Origin of the sequence: Anaerocolumna sp. AGMB13025 (assembly GCF_029689925.1) — a bacterium.
Lineage (GTDB): Bacteria > Bacillota > Clostridia > Lachnospirales > Lachnospiraceae > Anaerocolumna.
This window is the reverse complement of the sequence record NZ_CP121445.1, coordinates 639,753-661,892: the sequence shown is the minus strand read 5'-3', so window position 1 is coordinate 661,892 and position 22,140 is coordinate 639,753. Positions and strand designations below refer to the sequence as shown.

Here is a 22,140-nt window from a genome sequence, read left to right as displayed (position 1 = left end):
GAAACATAGCATAATCATGCTTTCAATTTAACTTTAGGGCTGATTTTATAAAGTGTTTTTAAGTTTATTAACTGAGAAGTTTGAATAATTTTATTATATATTTTATTTCATTTTATATTTTAATTGATATTTGTTGCAAATGCAACCGATTTTATATTGATTTTACTATATGATTACTACATGAAGAAAAAATCAAGAACCTAGAAACCCTACTACTTTATAAAAGGAGCTTATATATGAAGAGACAAATTATAACGATTGATAAAGAAGCCTGCAACGGCTGCGGTTTATGCGTAGATGCCTGTCATGAAGGTGCTATTGGATTAGTGAATGGCAAAGCAGTACTGCTCCGTGATGATTATTGCGACGGTCTTGGCAACTGCCTGCCGGTTTGCCCAGTGAATGCAATTACCTTTGAAGAAAGGGAAGCCCTTGATTATAACGAGGAAGAAGTCAAAAAGAATATGGAGAAAAAGAACATGATAAAAGAAGAGCCGCAAGTACAGAGAACCGCTCCCCAGTTTTCCGGCTGTCCCGGATCCCAGTCCAGAATGATTCAAAGAGAGATTCCTACACAGAAGGTTACTATTCCATCAGAGGTACCTCAGTCCATGTTAAACCAATGGCCTGTACAGATTAAGCTGGTACCTGTGAATGCACCTTATTTTGATGGTGCCAACCTTTTAGTTGCAGCAGATTGTACCGCTTTTGCTTATGGTGACTTCCATAATGAATTCATTAAAAACAGAATTACCTTAATTGGCTGCCCTAAGCTGGATGAAGGAGACTATTCTGAAAAGCTTACTGAAATCCTTATGTATAATGAGATCAAGAGTATTACCGTAGTCCGTATGATTGTTCCCTGCTGCGGCGGAATTGTAAATGCAGTAAAGACCGCTCTGATTAACAGCGGTAAAATGATACCCTGGCAAGTAGTAACCATCTCAACAGATGGGTCTATTGTTGAATAATTAAATTAAATACTTTAGATAGGCTGTCGGATAGTATAGTGTCCTCTTATGGGGGAGTATATCACTATAAGTACGATAGCCTTTTTTACATATCAGAACATACAGCGAAGTACTAGTACTTCGCTTCCCGATAATTAGCAGATCGCTTAGGATATTACAAAATAAAATGAAAGAGAGCGCTGCGAATTTAACCACTGGGGCGATTTTCAACACTCTCTTCCATACATCTATTCTATTGATAAATCACTATTCTGTCTGTAATAATACATATCTCTATTGTATCTATCTACCGTAGTTTATCTGTTAGGTAATTTAGTCTGAATTTATCCGTGGTTATTCCACACTAATTAGAGAATAACTGGGTGCAATAAACCGTTCCGTTATTATTATAGACACCAATACCAATCTTGTGGAAATTCGGATTCATAATGTTAGCTCTGTGTCCCGGAGAGTTCATCCAGCCTTCTACAACTGCTTCGGGAGTATTATAACCATAGGCAAGGTTTTCGCCGGCTGCGCTTACACTTACGTTAAACTCATCCAATACGGTTGACCACTGAGTTCCGTTTGGTCTGGTATGAGAGAATTGCTGTACGATTTCTTTCGCACGTTTATTAGCCGGTGCAGTTAACTGAGAGGACATGGTAAGTGCGGATACTCCGCCTTTTGCACGTTCTGCGTTAACAAGTTTAAGAACCTGATTAGCAAAGCTTGAGTCACTGGTACTTGTGTTAGATGGTGTCGTTGTTTTAGTCGGGGTTTTTGTAGGGGTAGGGGTTTTTGTCGGTGTCTTAGTAGTTGTCGTACCCTTTAAAGCGTTTTGGATAATTGAATTAACATCGGTATTGCTGGGACAGGAATTTAATACAATTGTTTTCGTTCCGTTGTTACATGGGATTGCCTTTACCTGCTTTGATAACTTGCTTCCAAGAGTTTTACCGTTTACTTTGTCGCAGGCTTTTACTTTATAGTAATAAGCCTTATTTGCTTTTAAGCCGGTATCTTTATAACTAGTAGACTTTGTAGTACCAACACATTTATAAGACCCATCCGGGGAAGTAGCTCTGTATACATTGTAGCAATCTGCTCCACTTACTTTACTAATGTTAAGATTTGCAGTGGTAGCTGTTGTACTTTTGACACTAACGGTTGGTTTACAATTCGTAATGCTTTTTGTAGTGGCCGCAGCAGCTACTGCTGTGTTGTTAACATCGAAAGCCCTCAGGTTTCCTCCAAATAATGTTGATGATACTAACGTTAACGTGATCATGGAAGTTACTAAAGTTTTTTTCATTCGATATGTCCTCCTATCTGCTATCTACAACTAAGTTACGCACTAAGGTTAACATAATAAATATGCTTATTCAACCACTAGTTATTGGTAATCATCACAAGTATATCCAATAAAACGCCCTGTAAAATATACAGAATGGACGAAAAGTCTTCGGCTATATAAGCACCTAAAACCTTTCGCCTGCCTGCATTTCTTACAGGGTAACCCCTGAAAAATTTCTATCAATAAACTGGCTTTACTTATCTTTTCTTATGAAGCTATACCTTTTTAACTTTTTTACGATTTCATACCAAAATACGAAGAAAAAAGCTGCTATTACAGTATATAAGAACTGTGCCATACTTAGCTGATTCAGCTTTAAAACCTTGTGCAATGGACTGTATATTATTAATACGAGTAAACAGAAGGTAGTGAGCAGGACAAAGACGATACCTTTTTCTTTTCTGAACTGCCATAGAGCTTTTAAGGCAGATTCTTTTTCCGAGGTATTCACAGGAATTAATAACAGATTGGATAGGATAAGTATACTAAGCCCAATGGTTCTGGCAGTATCCGGGCGGTCTGGATTCCTTAGAAGAAATCCGTAATAACTTCCAAAAGAGCTGATAAAAATTGCAATTCCCTGGACTGCACTTTTAAGCAGGATACCTTTTTTCAATAACTTTTCTTGAGAATTTCTCGGGCTCTTTTTCATAGTATCATATTCTCCCGGCTGCCGCTCTATTGCTGCCGCACAGGTTGGATTCATAATCAGTTCCAGTAAAACCACATGGAGCGGCAGCAACATCAGCCGGTCCGGCAGGACATGAAGCAAAGGACCAAACAGGCAGATTAAGGCAATGGGTATATGGATGGTAAATACATAACCAATTGCTTTACGGATATTTTGATAAATCCTTCTTCCGTCCTCCACGGAATCCAAAATAGTGGAGAAATTGTCATCTAAGAGTACTAAATCGGCCGCTTCCCTGGTTACCTCAGAACCCCTAAGACCCATGGCGATTCCGATATCCGCATATTTTAAGGCTGGGGCATCATTCACACCATCACCGGTCATTGCAGTAATCTCACCATTTTCCTTAATGGCTTTTACAATACGCAGTTTCTGCTCTGGTACTACTCTTGAGAATATATTAACTTTTTTTACGGTTTCCCGTAATTCAGAGTCTGATAGCTGCTCTAATTCTCTTCCATTTACAGGAATCAGGTTACCGCCAAAATCGATTTGTTCTGCGATGGATGCTGCCGTATCCCCATTATCTCCTGTTATCATTATTACCCGTATTCCAGCTTCCCTGCATCGTTTCATATCCTCTATAATGGTATCCTTGGGAGGGTCCTTAAGACCAAGCAGTCCTAAGAAGGTAAACGTACAGGTGTGAAGCTGATCCGGAATACTGTTCTCATCTTTTAATTCCATAACTCCTATACCAAGAACCCGCAGCCCTTTTTTAAACATGTGCTTCATTCGTTCTTCCACAAAGACCCGTTCTGTACCGGTTAAGGTACAATGATCCAAGAGCCATTCCGGTGACCCCTTTGCTGCCAGGAGGATTTTTCCTGCCAGATTCCAGGCATGGGTCATGGTTTTACACTCCTGGGTAAAGGGATAACCTTTTAAGAAACTGCCGCCAAATACTTCTTCTTTACCCAACCCCAGTTGATTACAATACGATATAATTGCCATTTCCATGGGGTCATGGGGCGTATCGTCACAGGCCATACCAGCAATCTGGGCCAGGTGGATTTCGCTGCAATCATATTGGTATGTCTCTTGAACCGTCATTTGGTTTTTTGTTATGGTTCCCGTTTTATCCACACAGATTACAGATACCGCTCCCAGAGTCTCTACCGCCGTCAGTCTTCTGACTAAGGCATGCTTTTTCATAAGTCTGAAAGCACCCATAGATAAAAAAACGGTAAGGATTACTGGAAATTCTGCCGGTATCATGGATAATGTAAGAACTATTCCGGCTAATAGACTCTGTATGACCCGGTCTAAAAGATCATAATCCTTTAGATTAAAGTAAGTGAACAGACTAACCAGAAAAAGCAGGAATATTGCAATTACGGTACAAGAACCGGTAAGTTCCTTCATCTGTTTTTGCAACGGCGTTACCTTGGGTTTTATCTCTGCTAAGTTTAGCCCAATTTTACCATAAGCCGTTTCATTCCCTGTCTTATCAATAGAAATAACCGCATTGCCCTGAATTACCATGGTTCCTGCATAGCAATAGTCCGGCTTTGTATAATGGACGGATTCCAGGGTTACTTCCAACGGTTCCTTCTTCTTAGCTGCTCCCGCTGTCGGAATCTTCCATACTTCTCCTGCCTCTCCAGTCAATAAGCTCTCATCCATACAAAAATCGTGGGAAGATAATACATAGCCGTCTGCGGGTATCCTGCAGCCTTCATTGGCCAGTATAATATCTCCTGGTACCAGCTCCATGCTGTATACCTGAATGACTTCACCGTTACGGACAGTTGATACCAAGGGCTGTGACAGGTTTTTTAAAGCATGTAAGGCTTTATCCGTTTTCCATTCCTGTGCCACATCCATAATGACAATGCCAAAGACAAAAAGAAGCATTATACTTCCATCCTTTGCCTCACCCAACAGGAAATAAATCAGGGAAGCCAGGATAAGAAGTAAAAATATCGGTTCCGCTAAGGCTGTGCCGATCCTTTGTATCAGTAATTTTTTATGTTCGGTAATAATTTCATTTTTGCCATACTTTTTTTGTAATTCAATGACTTCTTCCGTTGTTAATCCTTTTTCCTTTCCTTCTATTTCTGTAACTTTTAAGCGATTCACAAAAAGCCCTCCAATATAGCTCTCTTTTCCGGCAAAGGTCACTTACTCTGTGTCACACCAAAGCTTTTTGCTCATACCCTATATCCATTTAGAAGATATCTGGCAAACAACAAAAAACACCTGCGGGACACATGTAGTAAACTACTGTCCCGCAGGTGTTAAAACCCGCTGCTGTATAACAGCCCGGCTCCAAAAAAAATACGGCCTGATCAGTTTGTACTGTAGATATACGCGTTTACTTGCGTTTTTGCAGTGCAAAGAGAATGAATAATATACTATCACTATATTCATAAGCTGTATGTTTGGTTACTCAGCTATATAACTATTTTCAATGGTTATTACAACCTGATATCTATCATCTAATGTTTTAAGAGCCTTTTCAATCTGTAACAGCAGTTCCTCCTCCTGGTGTTCCTTATAAGAAAAGGGTACTACCAAGTCAAAAATCAGATTAATATGTTCCTCCCCGTTTATCATACGAAAATCATGAATGGTGGCTTTGGGTTCCAGCTCTTTAATTGTCATAATCACTTCCTTTTTCTTTTCAACCACCTTCTGATCATTAATTTCAATGGGATCCATATGGATTACTAGAAATATTCCCATTTCCCGCAAGACATCCCGTTCAATCCGGTCTATGGTTTCATGAGCGACCTCCAGATTGACATTGTTGGGAACTTCCGCATGGATGGTTGCCATGGTATGGGAGGGTCCATAGTTGTGTACAATCAGGTCATGGCTTCCAACAATTCCTTCATAACTCTCCACCTTTTTTGTTATGGTTTCATAAACCTCTCTGTCCACGGCTTCTCCAAGAAGAGGTTCTAAAGTCTCTTTTGCAATATTAATGCCTGCCAGTAATACAAAGACCGATACAACCGCTCCCATCCAGCCGTCTACTTTTAGTCCGGTTAATTTCCCGATGATGATAGAAGCAATAGTTGTCGTGGTTATCATCACATCTCCAAGTGCATCCGTTGCCGTAGCTTTCATTACATTGGAGTTAATTCGTCTGCCCAGTTTCCGGTTAAAGACCGAAAGCCATAGCTTTAAGAATACGGATAACACCAGAATTCCGATTAATACCCAGTTAAAGCCAGCGGCTGACGGATGTAGTATTTTGGTAAAGGAACTTTTAAAACAGGAGATGCCCACCTGTAAGATTAAAAAGGATACTGCAAAGGCAGCAATATACTCAAATCTTCCGTGACCGAAGGGATGTTCCTTATCCGCCGGGCGTTCTGCCAGTTTAACTCCTACCAGACCGATGATAGAGGACGCTGCGTCTGATAAGTTGTTAAAAGCATCTGCCATAACGGATATACTGTTAATTACCAGACCAATCGTAATTTTTACGCCGAATAACACAGTATTGCAGATAATACCGACAATGCTTGAGAGTACTCCATAGGCAGTCCGGACTCTGGATTTATCTGTTTCATTGTAATTTTTTACAAATAATTTTACTAATAATTGAGTCATATAACTCCTCCTGGGGTTATTATTTTCAATAAACTGAAAAAGAATGCGGACAATCCATATCCTCTCCACGAATACACATCCATATTCGAATAGGACGAACGTTCCTATACGATAAAAAAAACACCTATGGAACATACTACTGTCCCACAGATGCATCGTATTCATCTGTTGCCGAAAAATTCAGCCCAGCCCTATGAATCGGTACGATTCATCGCCTGCTCAGTTTGTACTGTAGCTTATATGCAGTGCAAAGTGATATTTCTTGAATTATAATATAGCTGGGCTTATTTGTCAATCAATATTGTACTCTGGCAACGCTTCCCTCTTATCTCAATCTATTGCAGCTGGAGTTCATATAACTTCTTATAAATACCCCCAAAGTTTAATAATTCCTGATGAGTTCCTGTTTCCCGTACTTCCCCTTTATGCATAACCAGAATTTTATCTGCGTGCTGTATGGTTGAAAGCCTGTGAGCAACCATAATGGTAGTCCTCCCAGTCATTAACTTTTCCAGCGCATCCTGTATGATCTGTTCGGTTTCCGTATCAATATTGGCAGTTGCTTCGTCCATAACCAGGATAGCCGGATCATACGCCAGGGTTCTGGCAAAGGATAATAACTGCCTCTGTCCTGCGGATAAAGTAGCTCCCCGTTCCGTTACGGCTTCTTCATAGGTATGATTTAAATTCTCAATAAAACCTGCCGCGTTGACATAAGCTGCTGCCTGTTTTACTTTCTCATCCGTTATCTCATCGTTTTTTAGACGTATATTACTCTTAATATCACCAGTAAAAATAAATACCTCCTGCTGTACCTGCCCGATAGCACCTCTTAGCTGATCCGTGCTTAATTCCCTGATATCCACCCCGTCTATGGTTATTCTTCCCCGCTGGATATCATAATATCTTCCGATAAGGTTTAAAATGGAGGACTTGCCTGCACCGGTAGCTCCCACAAAGGCAGCCCGCTGACCGGACTCGATTACAAAGCTTACATCCTTAAGGATCCAGTTCTCCCCTTCATATGCAAACCAGACATGATCGAACTTAATACAGCCCTTAACTCCGGGTAAATTCTTTGGCTTGTCTGCATTGACAATCAGGGGCTCTTCATCCAGAATAGTAAATATTTTTTCTGCGGAAGCCATTGCTGATTGAAGTGTCCCCAGTTGCTCAGCCAGTTCCTGGATTGGTTCAAAGAAGGAGCCGATATACTGGATAAAAATATATAAGGTACCAATGGAGATAGCACCTTTTAACACCGCATCGCCACCTACTCCAATAATAGTAACTAAGGATATTATGGAGAGGATATAGATTAACGGTCTAAATATGGCAAATACCATCATTTCCTTGAAATTGGCCTTAAATAGCTCCGTGTTTTTCTGTCGGAATTCTTCATATTTTTCTTTTTCTCTGGCAAAGATCTGAATTAATTTCATCCCGGAGATATGCTCGGATAAATAGGTGTTGATTGCAGTTATCCTAGTCCTTACCACCCGGTAAGTCTTTCTTGATATGAACTTAAATAATACGGTCAGACCAATGATGAAAGGCAGCATGAGAAAAGCATATAAAGACAGTTTAAAATCTATGGTTAACATGACCGCCGCCAGACCGATGATCTTAATGGAATTCTTAAATAATTTGACCAAAATATTGGCGTACATTTCGTTTAAAGCTTCCACATCATTGGTTATTCTGGTTACAATCCGTCCAACCGGTGTAATATCAAAAAACCGGAGGGATAATTTATGTACATGTTCAAACACTTCCTGTCTGATATTATAAATTATGCTCTGTCCCGTAAGCTGTAAGATCCAGGTCTGCAAAGCATTACAGATAAAACTTCCGATTAACACCACCAGATAAGTAAGAGCAATCTTTTTTACCCGGTTAAAGTCACCGGAACCTACAAATTCATCAATGGCTCTTCCTACCAGAATAGGGCGGTAGAGCTCGAAGCCGGTAATGCACAACACTAATAGAAAGGAAAAACCCATCCAATGCCAGTAGGGTTTTACATATGCCATCAGCCTTTTTAGGACACTGCCCTTTCTGGATTGGTACTCATTCCATTCCTTATTATCTTCCATTATTATTTCCATTGCATGCCATATGATAGGTTGAAAGAAGCTTTGTATGGCATCCTTTCTATATTATTTCTTTCAACCATTAAGCCTTCCTGTCTTACTGCAGCTTCTTCCTGCATCATAACACTGCCCACTGCTGTCTATACTGCTTCCAGCTGTTTTTCCAACTGCTGTTTTTCATACATTTTTGCATAAATTCCCTGCCTGTGCAATAACTCCTCATGGGTTCCGTATTCCGCCATACTGCCTTCTTCTAAAACCAGAATTTGATCTGCATTCTGGATTGTAGAGATACGGTGGGCTATGATAATGGTAGTTTTCCCTTCCCTGTTGGTTTTCAGCCTTTTAAGAATCTCTTCTTCGGTGTTTGTATCCACCGCTGACAGGGAATCATCTAAAATCAGGATCGGAGCGTCTTTCATTAATGCTCTGGCAATGGAACTTCTTTGTTTTTGTCCGCCGGATATTGTCACGCCTCTTTCCCCTACCAGGGTATCATAACCGGCAGGGAACTCCATGATATTATCATGGATACAGGCTTCTTCTGCCGCTTTTTGCACCAGATTGATATCGTTATCTTCCGCTCCAAACGCAATATTATTCTTTAGTGTATCTGAAAAGAGAAAATTATCCTGTGGAACATAAGCAATATTTTCTCTTAAAACTTTAAGAGGAACCTTACGGATATCCTGTCCGTCTATCGCAATCATTCCGGGATTTACATTATACAGGCGCAGCAAAAGATTTGCCAGAGCGGTTTTCCCGCTGCCGGTCCGTCCAAGAATTGCTAAGGTGCTGCCCTTTTCTACTTTTAAAGTGATATTTTTAAGAACCTCTGGGGTTTCTTGAGTAAATTTAAAGTTAAGACCAGAGAATTCAATGGCACCCTCCAAATATTTTATTGTATCATCTGTTTCACCGGCCACATCATAAACTTCCGGTGTCTGCTTAAATATACTTTTTATCCGCTTAATCGAAGCTGCCCCCTGGGAAAAGAAGGTAACACTATCCCCAGCCGCAATCATAGGCCAGACCAGCATTCCGATATATTGATTAAACGCCACAAACCTTCCTAACGTAATGGTTCCATTAATGGTTAAATACCCTCCGTAAAGAAGAGTGATTAAACTGGAGAGTCCTATTACCACATCAAGGAGCGGCATAACCGCTGCCTGCAATTTTACTACTTGCATATTCTTATCTTTATTATCCTGGTTTGCTTTTGCAAAGGCTTTTTGTTCCTGCCGTTCCTGTACAAATGCCTTAACCACACGGATACCGGAGATACTTTCCTGTACCTGATCCGTTAAATCAGAGAAAGCTTTCTGTTTTTCGGCAAATCTTTTTTCCGCCGATCGTCCATAATAAACTCCCCCTATTGCGATAAAAATTAAAGGGATGACTGCCAGAAAAGTTAGCTTCATATTGACATAGAGTATCATCTTTGTTAACACCATAAGAGTCATAATACAGGCATCAAAGGAGGTTATAACCGCCGGTCCTGCCGACATTCGGATTGCGTTCAGGTCATTGGTAAAGTGAGCCATCAAATCTCCGGTTTTATTCTTATTATAATAGCCCATGGACAGTTTCTCCAGATGGGCAAATAAGTCATTTCGCAGGTCATATTCAATTGATCTGGCGGAACCGAAGATAAAGTAACGCCAGCTGAATCTCCCCACAGTAAGAACAATACCTACCAGTACAATCTTAATAATTCCCTGAAGTACACCTTTCATATCCATGGTCTGGCTTTTTAAACCATCCGTAATTTCCCCGGTGAACTGTGGTATGTACAAATTCATAAAATCCACGATAAATAAGGTCATTATTCCGAGGAAATATTTCCATTTGTACCGTCCTAAATACTTACCAATACTATTTTTTTCTTTCATACCTAACTCCCTACCCAGATTTCCAGATTTTTTTACATCTTTTTATTATCCATGATTTCCATATATTTTTCAATACATAATTAGGCTGATTTCTATGTTAAATTTCTTGTGGTAATAATTACAGTGAAATTTAATTAAGTATCTTGCATTACCGCTGCGTATCCTATATACTATTCTGGAAAAATTAGTGTTTATCAGCAGACCGTCTTTTTAATTACTCAAGATGCAGGGAAAATTCATTATAAGTATTATATAAATAGTTATTGTGTATTCGAACCTATTAACCCCATGGGGGTCCTTTTGAGAATATAGTTATGGAGCCGGCTATTAAAGAACAATAGTTTCATAATCTGATTTTATGATCTGTTCCTTATAATCTGCTCCTTATAATCAATTACAAAGACATACAATCGGCTGATGTTAGATTATAATTTTTTTTTTACCGCTTTCAATACAAAGGAGGTTCATATGCCTGACTTATATATCGATCCAACTCTATATACGAAAAGACCAAATTCTGACGGAAGGCTCAGGAAAGAGATCAAGGTTTATGATTTACTGGAGCACCTTACTATTCCCTTTATCCGCATCGACCATGGAGTTACTGCTACGATTGAATCCTGCCTGGAAGTTGAAAAAATTTTAGAAATTGAAATCTGCAAAAACCTGTTTTTATGCAATGCCCAGAAAACCCGGTTTTATTTACTAATGATACCAGGGAATAAAAAATTCAAAACTGCTGATTTGAGCAGACAGATCCAATCTGCCAGACTTTCTTTTGCCAGTCATGAATATATGGAGGAATTCCTTGATATCACTCCTGGCTCAGTAAGTGTACTAGGTTTAATGAATGACGGCAACAACCGGGTGCAGTTATTAATAGACCGTGAAGTTCTAAATCAGGAATACATCGGCTGCCATCCCTGTATCAACACATCAAGCCTTAAAATCAAAGTTGAGGATTTACTTAATAAATTCCTGCCCGCAGTCTGTCATGAACCGGTTATCGTTGATCTTATCTGATTACAGCTCTTTCCCTCCGTAACTTTTTAATAAAAATAGTCATAATAACCCCCTAAGTCTGGTATAATGAAGAAAGTATTAAATAACAATAACTTTAATTTATCTGATATAACAAATAATATTTGTAATTGCAGATGGGAGTTACGCTGAAAAATCCTTTTTCAGCATCCTGATTTTAACGTGCGCCTGGGCGCACAGATGGGAGTTACGCTGAAAAATCCTTTTTCAGCATCCTGATTTTAACGTGCGCCTGGGCGCACAGATGGGAGTTACGCTGAAAAAATCCTTTTTCAGCATCCTGATTTTAACGTGCGCCTGGGCGCACAGATGGGAGTTTACTATGAAGATTTTAGTAGATGCAGATGCTTGTCCGGTGAAACAAATTATTGAAAGAATCGCCAAGAAGTTTTTTATTCCGGTAATTATGGTTATTGACACCAGCCATATCCTGGAATCAGAATATAGTAAAATAATTCAGGTCAGCAAAGCCCCTGATGCTGTGGATATTGCTCTGATTAACCGGACGGATTCCGGAGATATCGTTGTAACCCAGGATTATGGTGTTGCTTCTATGGCCCTTGGGAAGCGGGCTTTTGCAATTAATCAGAACGGCAAATTCTATACGGAAGAGAATATTGATCTCCTTATGTTTGAACGTCATCTTTCCAAAAAGCAAAGAAGAGCTGGTGGGCGCACCAGCTCTATGAAAAAACGTTCCAAAGAAGATGATGAGCGGTTTGAGACCGCCTTCACTACTCTTTGTGAACAGTGGTATATGGCTAATTCCTCAAGATAAACTATCTTGTCTGTATCCCCGATCGTTTGGTGAATACATCCACAGCCTTTGCTATGGCCGTTCCAAGAACAAAGCAGACTGCTGCTTCGATAAGACCGTTAATACCAACAAAAGCGATAACAAATGTAAAAATATTGCCGGTACCAAGTGCATCGGCGATTCCCTGGATATAGTCTGTATTATAAAAGAACAGCATCAGGGTCGACATAAATAAAACTGTATTTAATAACGGGCCGGCTAAACTTGCTGCTGCAAAAGGTATCCCTTTTGTAACGCTCCATTTGCGGAAAGCGTGAAATGAAAGACCCGTAAGCCACCCCATAAGTATACGTGAAACGACGGTTACTATAAAAGTTCCGACCGGGTTGATATTCAGAAGTACTGCTCCAAAGGCACTCATTCCAAAGCACTGAATAAAACTGGTAAGACCGAATATTCCACCAAGAATTGCTCCTCCTGTTGGTCCAAATAGTATAGCGCCAACTGTGACCGGAACTACCAGCAGAGTGATTTCAAGCCCAGGGGTCTTAATATAACCTAGGGGTGTAAATGCCATCAGCAGTATAATTGCTGTAAAAAGTCCAAGCTGCACCAGCTTTAAAGTATGTTGATTTCTGTTCGTGTTCATATTTCATCCTCCTATTGATCCAATCTATAAAAGTATTGGTTAATTTGACAATTGAACAATCTCCCTTTGAATTTTGTTTTCCCAAAAAGTATTTGCATTCCTGTGATGTGGTATTCAGAGCAAAAATAAAAGCACCGGCATAAAAAGCAAGACATTCCCTTAGCTTTGTATGCGGCGCATATTATGGTGTTCTCAATAATTAAAGCAGTATAAAAAAGCTAGCTTTACAGCCCCTTCATACTGAATATAACCATTGTCCAGTTCCTGCCGCGAATACTTTAACCTGGGTCAAGACTCTATTTATGGAATATGGATCTTACCTTATAATAACTTGCTTTATGATATCTCTTTCTTACCGCCTCAACATACGTTAAGTGCAATAGAAAGCTATATGAACTTTTTTTGTTCGCGAAAGCCTAACTTGTTATAAGGATTCTCCTGATTTCATTCAATTGTAATTGTATATTATCCTATTTCCTATAATAATGCAAGAATAAATTAAAACATGTATTTACAGATAAATTAAAACATGTATTTACAGAATAAATTAAAACATGTATTTAAATATTAATATCTGTTTCTTTTATTGAATAATTAGAATTGCTTTATGTGAAAAATCTAAAAAGGGTTGACTTAACACCTTAGAACCATGTTTTCACGATTTTTTGTGTCTTAACATCTGCAAGACCTTTGGTCGTTAATCGAAGCTCTGGTATAACAGGCAGACTTAAGAATGCAAGCGTCATAAAGGGGTCAATCCCTTCTTTTATACCTAATCTTCTGGCAATATGTTTAAGGTTCGTTAAGCTTATATCCACTTGTTCCGCACTATCACCGCTCATAAGACCGGCAATGGGAAGTGCCAGTTCCCCTATTATTTTACCCTCCAAGGCTATTGCTAAACCTCCTTGGTTTCTGCTTACCTGATTTGCCGCCAGACACATATCTCCCTCATTGGTACCGGCTACAATCAGGTTATGGGAGTCATGGGCTACACTTGAGGCAATTGCACCGGATTTTAAACCATACCCCTTTAAATATCCAAGTCCTATATGACCAGTATTATGATGCCGCTCTATCACAGCCAACTTTACAATATCCTTGTAACTCTCTATACAGGGAAGAATCACTTCTTTCGTTAAAAGCTCTCCGGGTACCAGTTCGATAATCCTTACTGTATTTCCCGATTCATTACAATAAAAATCTTCAGCAGTTAACTCTTTTAAGTGGAAAGAATGAAATACACCTGACTGATTATTACTTCCTAACAGCTCATCTCTCTTACCGTTGTTCCACTCATATGTTTTACCGGGTTTAACAGATATTGGGCTCTGATCTGCCTTATCCGCTTTTGACTTATCAAATATCTCTTTTCCTGCAGCTAACTTTCCTCTTTTGTAAACTGCTTCTACGGTAATGCTTTCTAAATCCTTTAGGATAACGAAATCTGCAATATAGCCAGGTGCTACTGCCCCTCTGCCGGTAAGCCCAAAATAAGCAGCCGTATTAATGGTTGCCATCTGAATTGCCGTAATGGGATCTGCTCCGTTTTTTACTGCCTTTTTAATCAGGTAATCTATATGTCCCTGTTTTATCAGATCTCCCGGATGTTTATCATCCGTTACCAACATGCAGCGGCTGGAATATGGCTTTTTAAATAAAGGCATCAGCGCCATCATATTTTTGGCAGCAGTCCCTTCCCTGATCATAATCCACTGACCCCGCCTTAATTTCTCCAGGGCTTCCTCCTGGTCACTACATTCATGGTCAGAGCTAACACCGGCTGCGACATAAGCATTTAACCCGTAGGAACTTAAACCTGGAGCATGACCATCTATCACCTTTTTGAATTTTTGAGTGAGCATTATTTTATCGATAATATCCTCCCTGGCAGCCGCAGTACCGTAAAAATCCATTAACTCAGCAAGTCCTAAAACACGGTCATGTTCCATATAAGCCGCCAGATCCCTGGCCATTAATACTGCACCGGACTCATCCAGAGAAGTTGCTGGCACACAGGAAGGAAGCATTACAAAAACATCCACAGGCAGTCCCTCCGAAGCCTGCAGCATATAATCAAGTCCAGCCAGTCCGGCTACATTGACGATTTCATGGGGATCGGTTATTACCGCAGTAGTTCCGTGAGGGATAACTGCCGCTGCAAATTCAGCAGGGGATAACATGGAACTTTCAATATGAATATGCCCATCCATAAAACCCGGACATATAATGTGTCCCGTACAGTCAATCATTTTTGTATACCAGTCTACTTTAACAAGGTCCGCATAATGTCCGATACCAGCAATCATACCGTCATATACAGCAAGGTCCCTGTACTCAATTTCACCGGTAAAAACATTTAATATTCCCCCTCCATGTAAAATCAGATCCGGAGGGATTTTCCCCGCGGCTGCCAGTATTCTTTTCTGCTGTTTTTTGGTATCTCCAGCTAAAACAGTGTCTTTTGAAGCTTCTTCTCTATTATCCATGGCCTCCTCCTTAAAGTTTTACTTCAATTATATGCCTTTAACTGATTATTATTATTAATTTACAATGACCCAGTTAAAAAATCAAGAATTAATATTTATTTAAGAAATCTCCTGGCTTCGTCCAAGATAATAATCTGATTTAGTATATCAGTAACCATTTCCACCATAATTTATTTCAAAAACAACAAAAAACAACTACACAGCCCCAACAAAAAATACTTGACAAAATCAGCTGAAATTCTAATTAAGAGCAGGTTTCTAGGTTTCATAAGCGTTTCATTCTAAGTCTGTCAATTCCTTATGACTGTTACCACTTTCTTACCTCGTGAAATAATCATGAACGTATTCAGACTAAGAATGATATGCTTATGAAAAACGCATAATTGCTGCTTTCTTAATAACTAAGCTGATTTTATCAAGTATTTAAAACCCAACCTTGCTGAGTATTCTCTGTATTACCCTAATATTACTAAAACTTCATGTTCCCCGCCATCTCCTGCAACAGGAACAATATTACCGGCAACTTCTTTGCCGTCTACCATCATTTTTACAACACCTGTGGATACATGCTTCGGATTCTTAATGGAGATCTTTAAGATATCGCCGCGGAATTGTCTGGTAATCTCATAACCATCCCAGGCTGTGGGAATGGAAGGGTCCACCATCAGCCCGTCATAATCTGGTTTAATACCTAAGATATATTGGGTAATGGCTACAAAATTCCAGGAAGCAGTACCTGTTAACCAAGAGTTTTTCGCTTCTCCGAATCTCTTTGCATCCTTACCGGCTACCATCTGGGAATATACATAGGGTTCCATTCTGTGGATTTCACTATATTCCTCCGTATAAGCCGGAGCTATTCTAGTATAATAATCAAAGGCTTTATCTCCCCTGCCCACAACAGCTTCCGCACACATAATCCAGGCATTGTTATGGCAGAAAATACCTGCATTTTCTTTATAACCGGCCGGATAGGTGGAGATTTCACCATACTCTACATAATATTTTGTAAAAGCCGGATTATTAAGGACAAGACCGTACTTTGTACCAAGTCTTTCTTCAACCGCATCCAGGGCTTTTATTGCTTTGCCGTCTTTCGTACCGCAGCCGCCCATAACGCAGAAGCCCTGAGATTCGATAAATATCTTTCCTTCTTCGCATTCGTTGCTGCCGACCTTCCTGCCAAAGTCATCATACGCTCTTAAGAACCATTCGCCGTCAAAACCGTGTTCCATGATAACAGTTTTCATTTTATCAACTTCTAAACCGGCTCTTTTTGCTTCTGCTTTATTGCCGATCTTATCCATTAATACTTCATATTCCTTACCGATGTACACAAACATACCTGCTATCATAACGGATTCCGCCACCCTGCCGTCTTTGCTGGTGGTAGTCTGGAAAGGTTCTCCGGGCTCTGTGGAAAAGCAGTTTAAATTAAGACAGTCATTCCAGTCTGCTCTGCCAATAAGAGGCAGACCATGAGGACCAACATTATGAATTACATGGTCAAAGGATCTCTTTAAGTGATCAGAAAGGGGAGTTGCTTTACTGTCATCATTATCAAAAGGTGTCATCACCTCTAAGATACTGTAATCACCGGTTTCCTTAATGTAGGCAACCACGGCAAGAATAAGCCATAGCGGGTCATCATTAAAGTTACCTCCGATTTCATCATTCCCTCTTTTGGTAAGGGGTTGGTACTGGTGATATGCACCACCGTCCTCTAACTGGGTAGAGGCTAAATCAATAATTCTCTCTCTGGCACGGTCCGGTATCTGATGAAGGAAACCTAATAAATCCTGGTTGGAATCACGGAAACCCATACCTCTTCCAATACCGGATTCAAAATAAGAAGCACTTCTGGATAAGTTAAAGGTTACCATACATTGATATTGGTTCCATATGTTAACCATTCTGTTTAACTTATCGTCTGCGGACTTAATGGTATACTTTGATAACAGCCCATCCCAATAAGCCGCCAGGTCATCAAGGGCTTTATCAACTGCCTTACTGTCATTAAATTGGGCAATCATTGCTTCCGCTTTTTTCTTATTAATAACATTCTTTGATTCCCATTTTTCTTCGATGGGATTCTCCACATACCCTAAGATAAATACATATTCTTTTGCTTCACCGGGTTCTAAGGTAACTGCCAGGCTGTGGGACGCAACAGGTGACCATCCGTCAGCAACCGAGTTATTTGATTTTCCGGCCGCAACCGCCTGGGGTTTTTCAAATCCGTTATAAGTACCTAAAAAGCTTTCTCTGTCAGAATCATAACCGTCAATCGGAGCATTTACGGAAAAGAAAGCATAATGATCCCTGCGTTCTTTATATTCTGTTTTATGATAAATAACAGAGCCTTTAATCTCCACTTCTCCAGTATTAAAGTTTCTCTGGAAATTCGTCTGATCATCCTGGGCATTCCATAAACACCATTCTATAAAGGAAAATAACTTGACTTCTTTTTTCGCACTGCCTGTATTTTTTACAACCACTTTATGAACTTCTCCGTTAAAGTCTAGGGGTACAAAAAAAGTTACTTCGGTTTCTATCTCATTTCTTTTACCAGTAATCTTGGTATAGCCCATACCATGACGGCATTCATAGCTGTCTAATTCCGTTTTGGCGGGAGCATAGCCCGGGGACCAGATATCACCGTTGTCATACAAATAATAATAACGTCCGCCTCCCAAGTCCAGAGGTACGTTATTATAACGGTAGCGGGTAATTCTTCTTAATTTTGCATCCTTATAAAAACTATATCCTCCGGCGGTGTTGGATATTAATGAGAAAAACTCCTGAGAACCTAAGTAGTTAATCCATGGGTAAGGAGTCGTTGGCGTAGTAATTACATATTCTTTTTTGGCGTCGTCAAAAAAACCGTATTTCATATTTACACCCATTGTATATCGCAAGTCTGCTTGCGATACTGCCACATAATAAAATGCGAAACTAGTTTCACCAGTTGAAAGAATCGTATTGTGGCATCCTTTCTCTTTTAAAATTTTCTTTCAACCTTTGAAAGAATCCTATTGTGGCATCCTTTCTCTTTTAAATTTTCTTTCAACCTTTAAAAGGAGATACCAATTTTGTGGCATCTCACAAATTTGTGGAGATCCTTTTTCTTCACACGGCATCTCCTGTTCTACAAAAACTTTTAATAAATTTTTCATCTGTCATTTTTACTAAAATTTTCGTAAGAACTTAATTTAGAAAAATATTCAGATTTATGTAATTCAGAACCTCTGAATTCATACGGTACAAAACATATGTTTTGATATTTTAACTAAAATTTAGTATATAACACGGCATAATTATATAATAATTCCCTAATTATTTCAACTAGTATTATAAACAAAAATTTACACATATCCTCGCTGATTTTACAATAATTTTTTCGAAATGTTTCGACAATGCAAGATTTCTTCTTTTATTTACTAACGAAACACTTTCGTTCACCTGCATCCCTATTTCTTCCATGTTTCTGCAATTACTTCCATTCGCCCTATTATAAGGGTTTTCTAATGATATTCTAATTGACTTTATTATGTTCATCTGATACCATTTTTATGTGAATATTATAATACGATTATATTCTTCAATTAACGACACTGGAACTTACATATATTCACAGATTGAAGATGTTTAATCCAACTAAAAAGAAAGAGGTTCAAAATGGGAGATATGAACAACAATCCAAATGAAGGCAGTGAATTTGATAATAAACCATTCACGCCAGATAATCAGAAAGCTACAGATAACGATCCTAACGAATACTTCCGTCAAGGTTTTGAGAACCAAACGGAACAGGCAACTGACGAAGAAGCAACTGAGGAGAAGCCATCTTTTGATCAGTCACCCTATGGACAGACGTCCTATGAGCAGGCATCCCATAATCAATCTTATGAGCAGCCAACGAATGAACGTTCATCTTATGATCAGAGTTATGAAACTGCACCGGAACCAGTTTCCCCTAAAAAGCCAAAAACTAAATTAATTGCTGCCGTTTTGATCGCAGTGGTAATTATAGGCGGGGCAATATTTGCTCTTGCAACGGGCTCTTTAGCAAATACGATTGCATTAATGACGAAAAGCCCGGCTGATTACTATTCAAGCATTGAAAAACAAGGCATCAATAAAGGTATTGACGATTTAACAGACTCTTATGAAAAGTATATTGCTTTGTATCAGGAGCGTCAGAATACCGGCTATGCAATCGAAGCGAATGTTAAAACCACAATAAATCAACAATTTACCAGTTTACTGGGTTTAGCTGATTTTCAGTCTGTAGAAGCTAAGATCACTACCCTCACTAAGGGTAAAAACGAAAAAACAACGGTAGGTCTTTCCTATAATGACCAGGCACTAGTTACCATTAATGCTCTTTTGAATTCAGATACCAGTGAATTATATACTAATATACCTGAACTTAGCAGTGCTTACCTGTTATTTTCTTTAGATGATCTTATGTCTTATTCCGGTGAATCAATGTACGGATATGATTCCAGAGAATACGCAAAGAAGATAGAGGAACTTATTACGAATGATGCGGTATCCCCAAAAACATTGAATACCATATTAAAGAAATATTCTTCTATTATTATTGATAATATCAGTAATGTAAAGTTAGAAAAGAATGTAAGTTTAACAGCCTCCGACTTAAAAGGCAATTTCAATGAATTAACTGCTGAACTTACTGAAAAAGATTTAAATTCTATTGTATCAGCTATTCTAAAAGAAGCTAAAAATGATGAAGATGTTAAAAATCTGCTAGTTGCTTTAGAATTCTGCACCAAAGAAGAATATGCAGATTTAGTGGATAATGCAATGAAAGAAATAGACGACTCTACTGACATCTCCTCTGATGATGTGGTCTATATGAAGGTCTATGTAGATAAAAACGGAAAAATCATGGGACGTGAATTCACAAGCTCAGGCAATGATGCGACAGGAGCCGGTTATTATCTGATTGTTAACGGCAATAAAGTCGGGTTAACTGCCTGGATAAAAGAGAACGGTAATAGTATAATGGACTTCTCTGCAGACGGTTCAATTACTGCTGCTGGTTTCAGCGGAAAAGCAGTATTTAACATCTCTGACGTCGTTGCAGGTAACAATGATAACTCTACTGTCTCTCTTAATGTTGCTATAGAGAATGCAAAGTTTGACAAGGATAATGGTTATATTAACGGTAAATATACTTTTACCTCTGCTCTTTTAATGGGTGCTGAATTAGTAGCTGACTGTAAAGGCGATGCTAATCAGCAAAATATAAAATTCCAGATGTTATACGGCGGAATAGACGCAGCTGATATTGATATTACCAGTAAAAAAGGGGAATATAAAGATTTTGAGCTTCCTCCTAGCGACGGTGAAGTATATGATGGAAACAATGATATTTATTCCTACATGGGAACTGCTGATTTTGAAGGTCTCCTTACCCGTGTACAGGATGTAACCGGACTGGACTTAAGCAGTCTTATAGAATCCTATTTGTATAATACCGATTATTAAAATACCTGTTTCATAAAAGGTACTATATCATTGTATAATAATCCATTTTACGTTCGGATATTTACAACGCTACAGAGTTTTTAATAGTTTATACAAAAAAACAATTAATTGTTAGATGAAACAGCGCAAAGCATGCAGCCGTCTTTGTAATAGTACAAAAAACCGTGTAATAATACCGGAGACTCTGCTTTGCTTTACGCTGTTTCTTTTTTTATGAATATTTAAGAATTAATTTCTTTTTTTTGTCGATTGATTATGGTAAACTAGTTCTAGCATAATTAAAAACACTGTTTATTGTGTATTTCTATCTATTGCTGTATATCTTATGAAAAGAGGGATCCTTTGTGGTTGAGAAAGATCAATTAAAAGATTCTGTCCTTGATGATTCTGCTGAAATATATAAGCCACGGAAAGAACAGACAGAAAAGCAAAAGCTTAGTGAAATGACCTGGAAAGAAAAAATAACTTATTTTAATAATTACTACCGGGTAGCTACCATCGTCATCATAGCTGTAATAGCCGCAGTTATTTACCTGATTTATAATATAGTAACTCCTAAACCGGAACCTGTTTTATATGCAGCTGTTATTAATTCAGCTATAGATACCGAAACTGCACAGAACCTTCAGACAGACTTCGGTAATAAACTTGGAATTGATCCAAAAACTCAGGAGATTATGATCGATACGTCATTCTTTTTAGGATCTGACAGTAATGTGTCCGAATATTCCATGTCTGTCCAGCAGAAATTAAGCACGTATTTTTTTGCAGGTCAAATTGATGTATTGATTGCACCGGAATCATTTTTTGCTAATTACGCCCATCTTGGCAATTTAAGTAAATTAACCGATGAACTACCTACTGAGCTTTGCACGAAACTGGCTAATTCTTTTTATAATTCAGATACAGAGGATGATCCTGCTACCAGCCCCTACGGTATTTATCTGGATGGTGCAAAGATCTATGATAACAATGGAACTCTTATTGACAGACCCGTGTTAGGTATTGTGGTAAACTCTAAGTATAAGCAGAATGCAGTTGAATTTATAAAATATCTTTTTGATTTAAAGTAATACTTTTAGGACTTATCTTTTTTATTATTGGTTTAATGTTTAAGACTTTAATGAATATACTTTA

General features: G+C 38.8%; 13 protein-coding genes and 2 riboswitches. Of the genes, 5 read left to right on the top strand and 8 right to left on the bottom strand.

Translation table 11 applies throughout. The features are described from left to right. Positions 1-236 precede the first annotated feature (236 nt). Entirely contained in the window at positions 237-971 is a 735-nt protein-coding gene (locus QA584_RS02795) for an ATP-binding protein (RefSeq protein WP_278272985.1), read from the top strand. Positions 972-1,314: 343 nt separating this feature from the next. Here QA584_RS02795 and QA584_RS02790 read toward each other — a convergent pair whose 3' ends face one another. From QA584_RS02790 to QA584_RS02770, 5 genes are all read right to left on the bottom strand, one after another. After that, positions 1,315-2,265, bottom strand: a complete 951-nt coding sequence (locus QA584_RS02790) for a CAP domain-containing protein (protein ID WP_278272984.1) — start codon at positions 2,263-2,265, stop codon at positions 1,315-1,317. 235 nt (positions 2,266-2,500) lie between these two features. Further along, a complete protein-coding gene (locus QA584_RS02785) occupies positions 2,501-5,080 on the bottom strand; it encodes a cation-translocating P-type ATPase (RefSeq protein ID WP_278272983.1) in 2,580 nt (859 codons plus the stop codon). A 142-nt stretch (positions 5,081-5,222) separates the two neighbouring features. Beyond that, positions 5,223-5,303: riboswitch (NiCo riboswitch) on the bottom strand. 83 nt (positions 5,304-5,386) lie between these two features. Further along, positions 5,387-6,562: a cation diffusion facilitator family transporter gene (locus QA584_RS02780; protein ID WP_278272982.1), complete on the bottom strand. Its 1,176-nt coding sequence runs from the start codon at positions 6,560-6,562 to the stop codon at positions 5,387-5,389. 137 nt (positions 6,563-6,699) lie between these two features. Further along, positions 6,700-6,795: riboswitch (NiCo riboswitch) on the bottom strand. Positions 6,796-6,897: 102 nt separating this feature from the next. After that, the gene (locus QA584_RS02775; protein ID WP_278272981.1) at positions 6,898-8,658 is read right to left on the bottom strand and encodes an ABC transporter ATP-binding protein; all 1,761 of its coding nucleotides are present in this window, start codon (positions 8,656-8,658) and stop codon (positions 6,898-6,900) included. Positions 8,659-8,795: 137 nt separating this feature from the next. Further along, complete coding sequence (locus QA584_RS02770) at positions 8,796-10,550, bottom strand: ABC transporter ATP-binding protein (protein ID WP_278272980.1); 1,755 nt, start codon at positions 10,548-10,550, stop codon at positions 8,796-8,798. 468 nt (positions 10,551-11,018) lie between these two features. On the opposite strand from QA584_RS02770, the gene QA584_RS02765 reads away from it, so the two are divergent. Then, positions 11,019-11,573: a prolyl-tRNA synthetase associated domain-containing protein gene (locus QA584_RS02765; RefSeq protein WP_278272979.1), complete on the top strand. Its 555-nt coding sequence runs from the start codon at positions 11,019-11,021 to the stop codon at positions 11,571-11,573. Positions 11,574-11,913: 340 nt separating this feature from the next. After that, positions 11,914-12,369 carry a YaiI/YqxD family protein gene (locus QA584_RS02760; protein WP_278272978.1) on the top strand — a complete coding sequence of 152 codons (456 nt, stop codon included), beginning with the start codon at positions 11,914-11,916 and terminating at the stop codon, positions 12,367-12,369. A 1-nt stretch (position 12,370) separates the two neighbouring features. On the opposite strand, the gene QA584_RS02755 is transcribed toward QA584_RS02760, so the two are convergent. From QA584_RS02755 to QA584_RS02745, 3 genes are all read right to left on the bottom strand, one after another. Further along, positions 12,371-12,997, bottom strand: a complete 627-nt coding sequence (locus QA584_RS02755) for an ECF transporter S component (protein WP_278272977.1) — start codon at positions 12,995-12,997, stop codon at positions 12,371-12,373. Between the two features lie 641 nt (positions 12,998-13,638). Continuing rightward, positions 13,639-15,486, bottom strand: coding sequence for an adenine deaminase (ade, locus tag QA584_RS02750; protein WP_278272976.1), 1,848 nt, complete (start codon positions 15,484-15,486; stop codon positions 13,639-13,641). A 455-nt stretch (positions 15,487-15,941) separates the two neighbouring features. Continuing rightward, positions 15,942-18,380: a GH36-type glycosyl hydrolase domain-containing protein gene (locus tag QA584_RS02745; protein ID WP_278272975.1), complete on the bottom strand. Its 2,439-nt coding sequence runs from the start codon at positions 18,378-18,380 to the stop codon at positions 15,942-15,944. 784 nt (positions 18,381-19,164) lie between these two features. Between QA584_RS02745 and QA584_RS02740 the strand changes: the two genes are divergently transcribed. Together QA584_RS02740 and QA584_RS02735 are read left to right on the top strand one after the other, a co-directional pair. After that, positions 19,165-21,003 (top strand): hypothetical protein, encoded by a 1,839-nt coding sequence (locus tag QA584_RS02740; RefSeq protein WP_278272974.1) that lies wholly within the window; start codon positions 19,165-19,167, stop codon positions 21,001-21,003. Positions 21,004-21,347: 344 nt separating this feature from the next. Further along, complete coding sequence (locus QA584_RS02735; RefSeq protein WP_278272973.1) at positions 21,348-22,076, top strand: hypothetical protein; 729 nt, start codon at positions 21,348-21,350, stop codon at positions 22,074-22,076. The last annotated feature ends 64 nt before the right edge of the window (positions 22,077-22,140 follow it).

Bases quoted from the DNA above. Each gene is read 5' to 3' on its own strand.
- QA584_RS02760 (WP_278272978.1), top strand. From the start codon at position 11,914: ATGAAGATTTTAGTAGATGCAGATGCTTGTCCGGTGAAACAAATTATT.
- ade (WP_278272976.1), bottom strand. From the start codon at position 15,486: ATGGATAATAGAGAAGAAGCTTCAAAAGACACTGTTTTAGCTGGAGAT.
- QA584_RS02775 (WP_278272981.1), bottom strand. From the start codon at position 8,658: ATGGAAGATAATAAGGAATGGAATGAGTACCAATCCAGAAAGGGCAGT.
- QA584_RS02790 (WP_278272984.1), bottom strand. From the start codon at position 2,265: ATGAAAAAAACTTTAGTAACTTCCATGATCACGTTAACGTTAGTATCA.
- QA584_RS02745 (WP_278272975.1), bottom strand. From the start codon at position 18,380: ATGAAATACGGTTTTTTTGACGACGCCAAAAAAGAATATGTAATTACT.
- QA584_RS02755 (WP_278272977.1), bottom strand. From the start codon at position 12,997: ATGAACACGAACAGAAATCAACATACTTTAAAGCTGGTGCAGCTTGGA.
- QA584_RS02740 (WP_278272974.1), top strand. From the start codon at position 19,165: ATGGGAGATATGAACAACAATCCAAATGAAGGCAGTGAATTTGATAAT.
- QA584_RS02795 (WP_278272985.1), top strand. From the start codon at position 237: ATGAAGAGACAAATTATAACGATTGATAAAGAAGCCTGCAACGGCTGC.
- QA584_RS02780 (WP_278272982.1), bottom strand. From the start codon at position 6,562: ATGACTCAATTATTAGTAAAATTATTTGTAAAAAATTACAATGAAACA.
- QA584_RS02770 (WP_278272980.1), bottom strand. From the start codon at position 10,550: ATGAAAGAAAAAAATAGTATTGGTAAGTATTTAGGACGGTACAAATGG.
- QA584_RS02765 (WP_278272979.1), top strand. From the start codon at position 11,019: ATGCCTGACTTATATATCGATCCAACTCTATATACGAAAAGACCAAAT.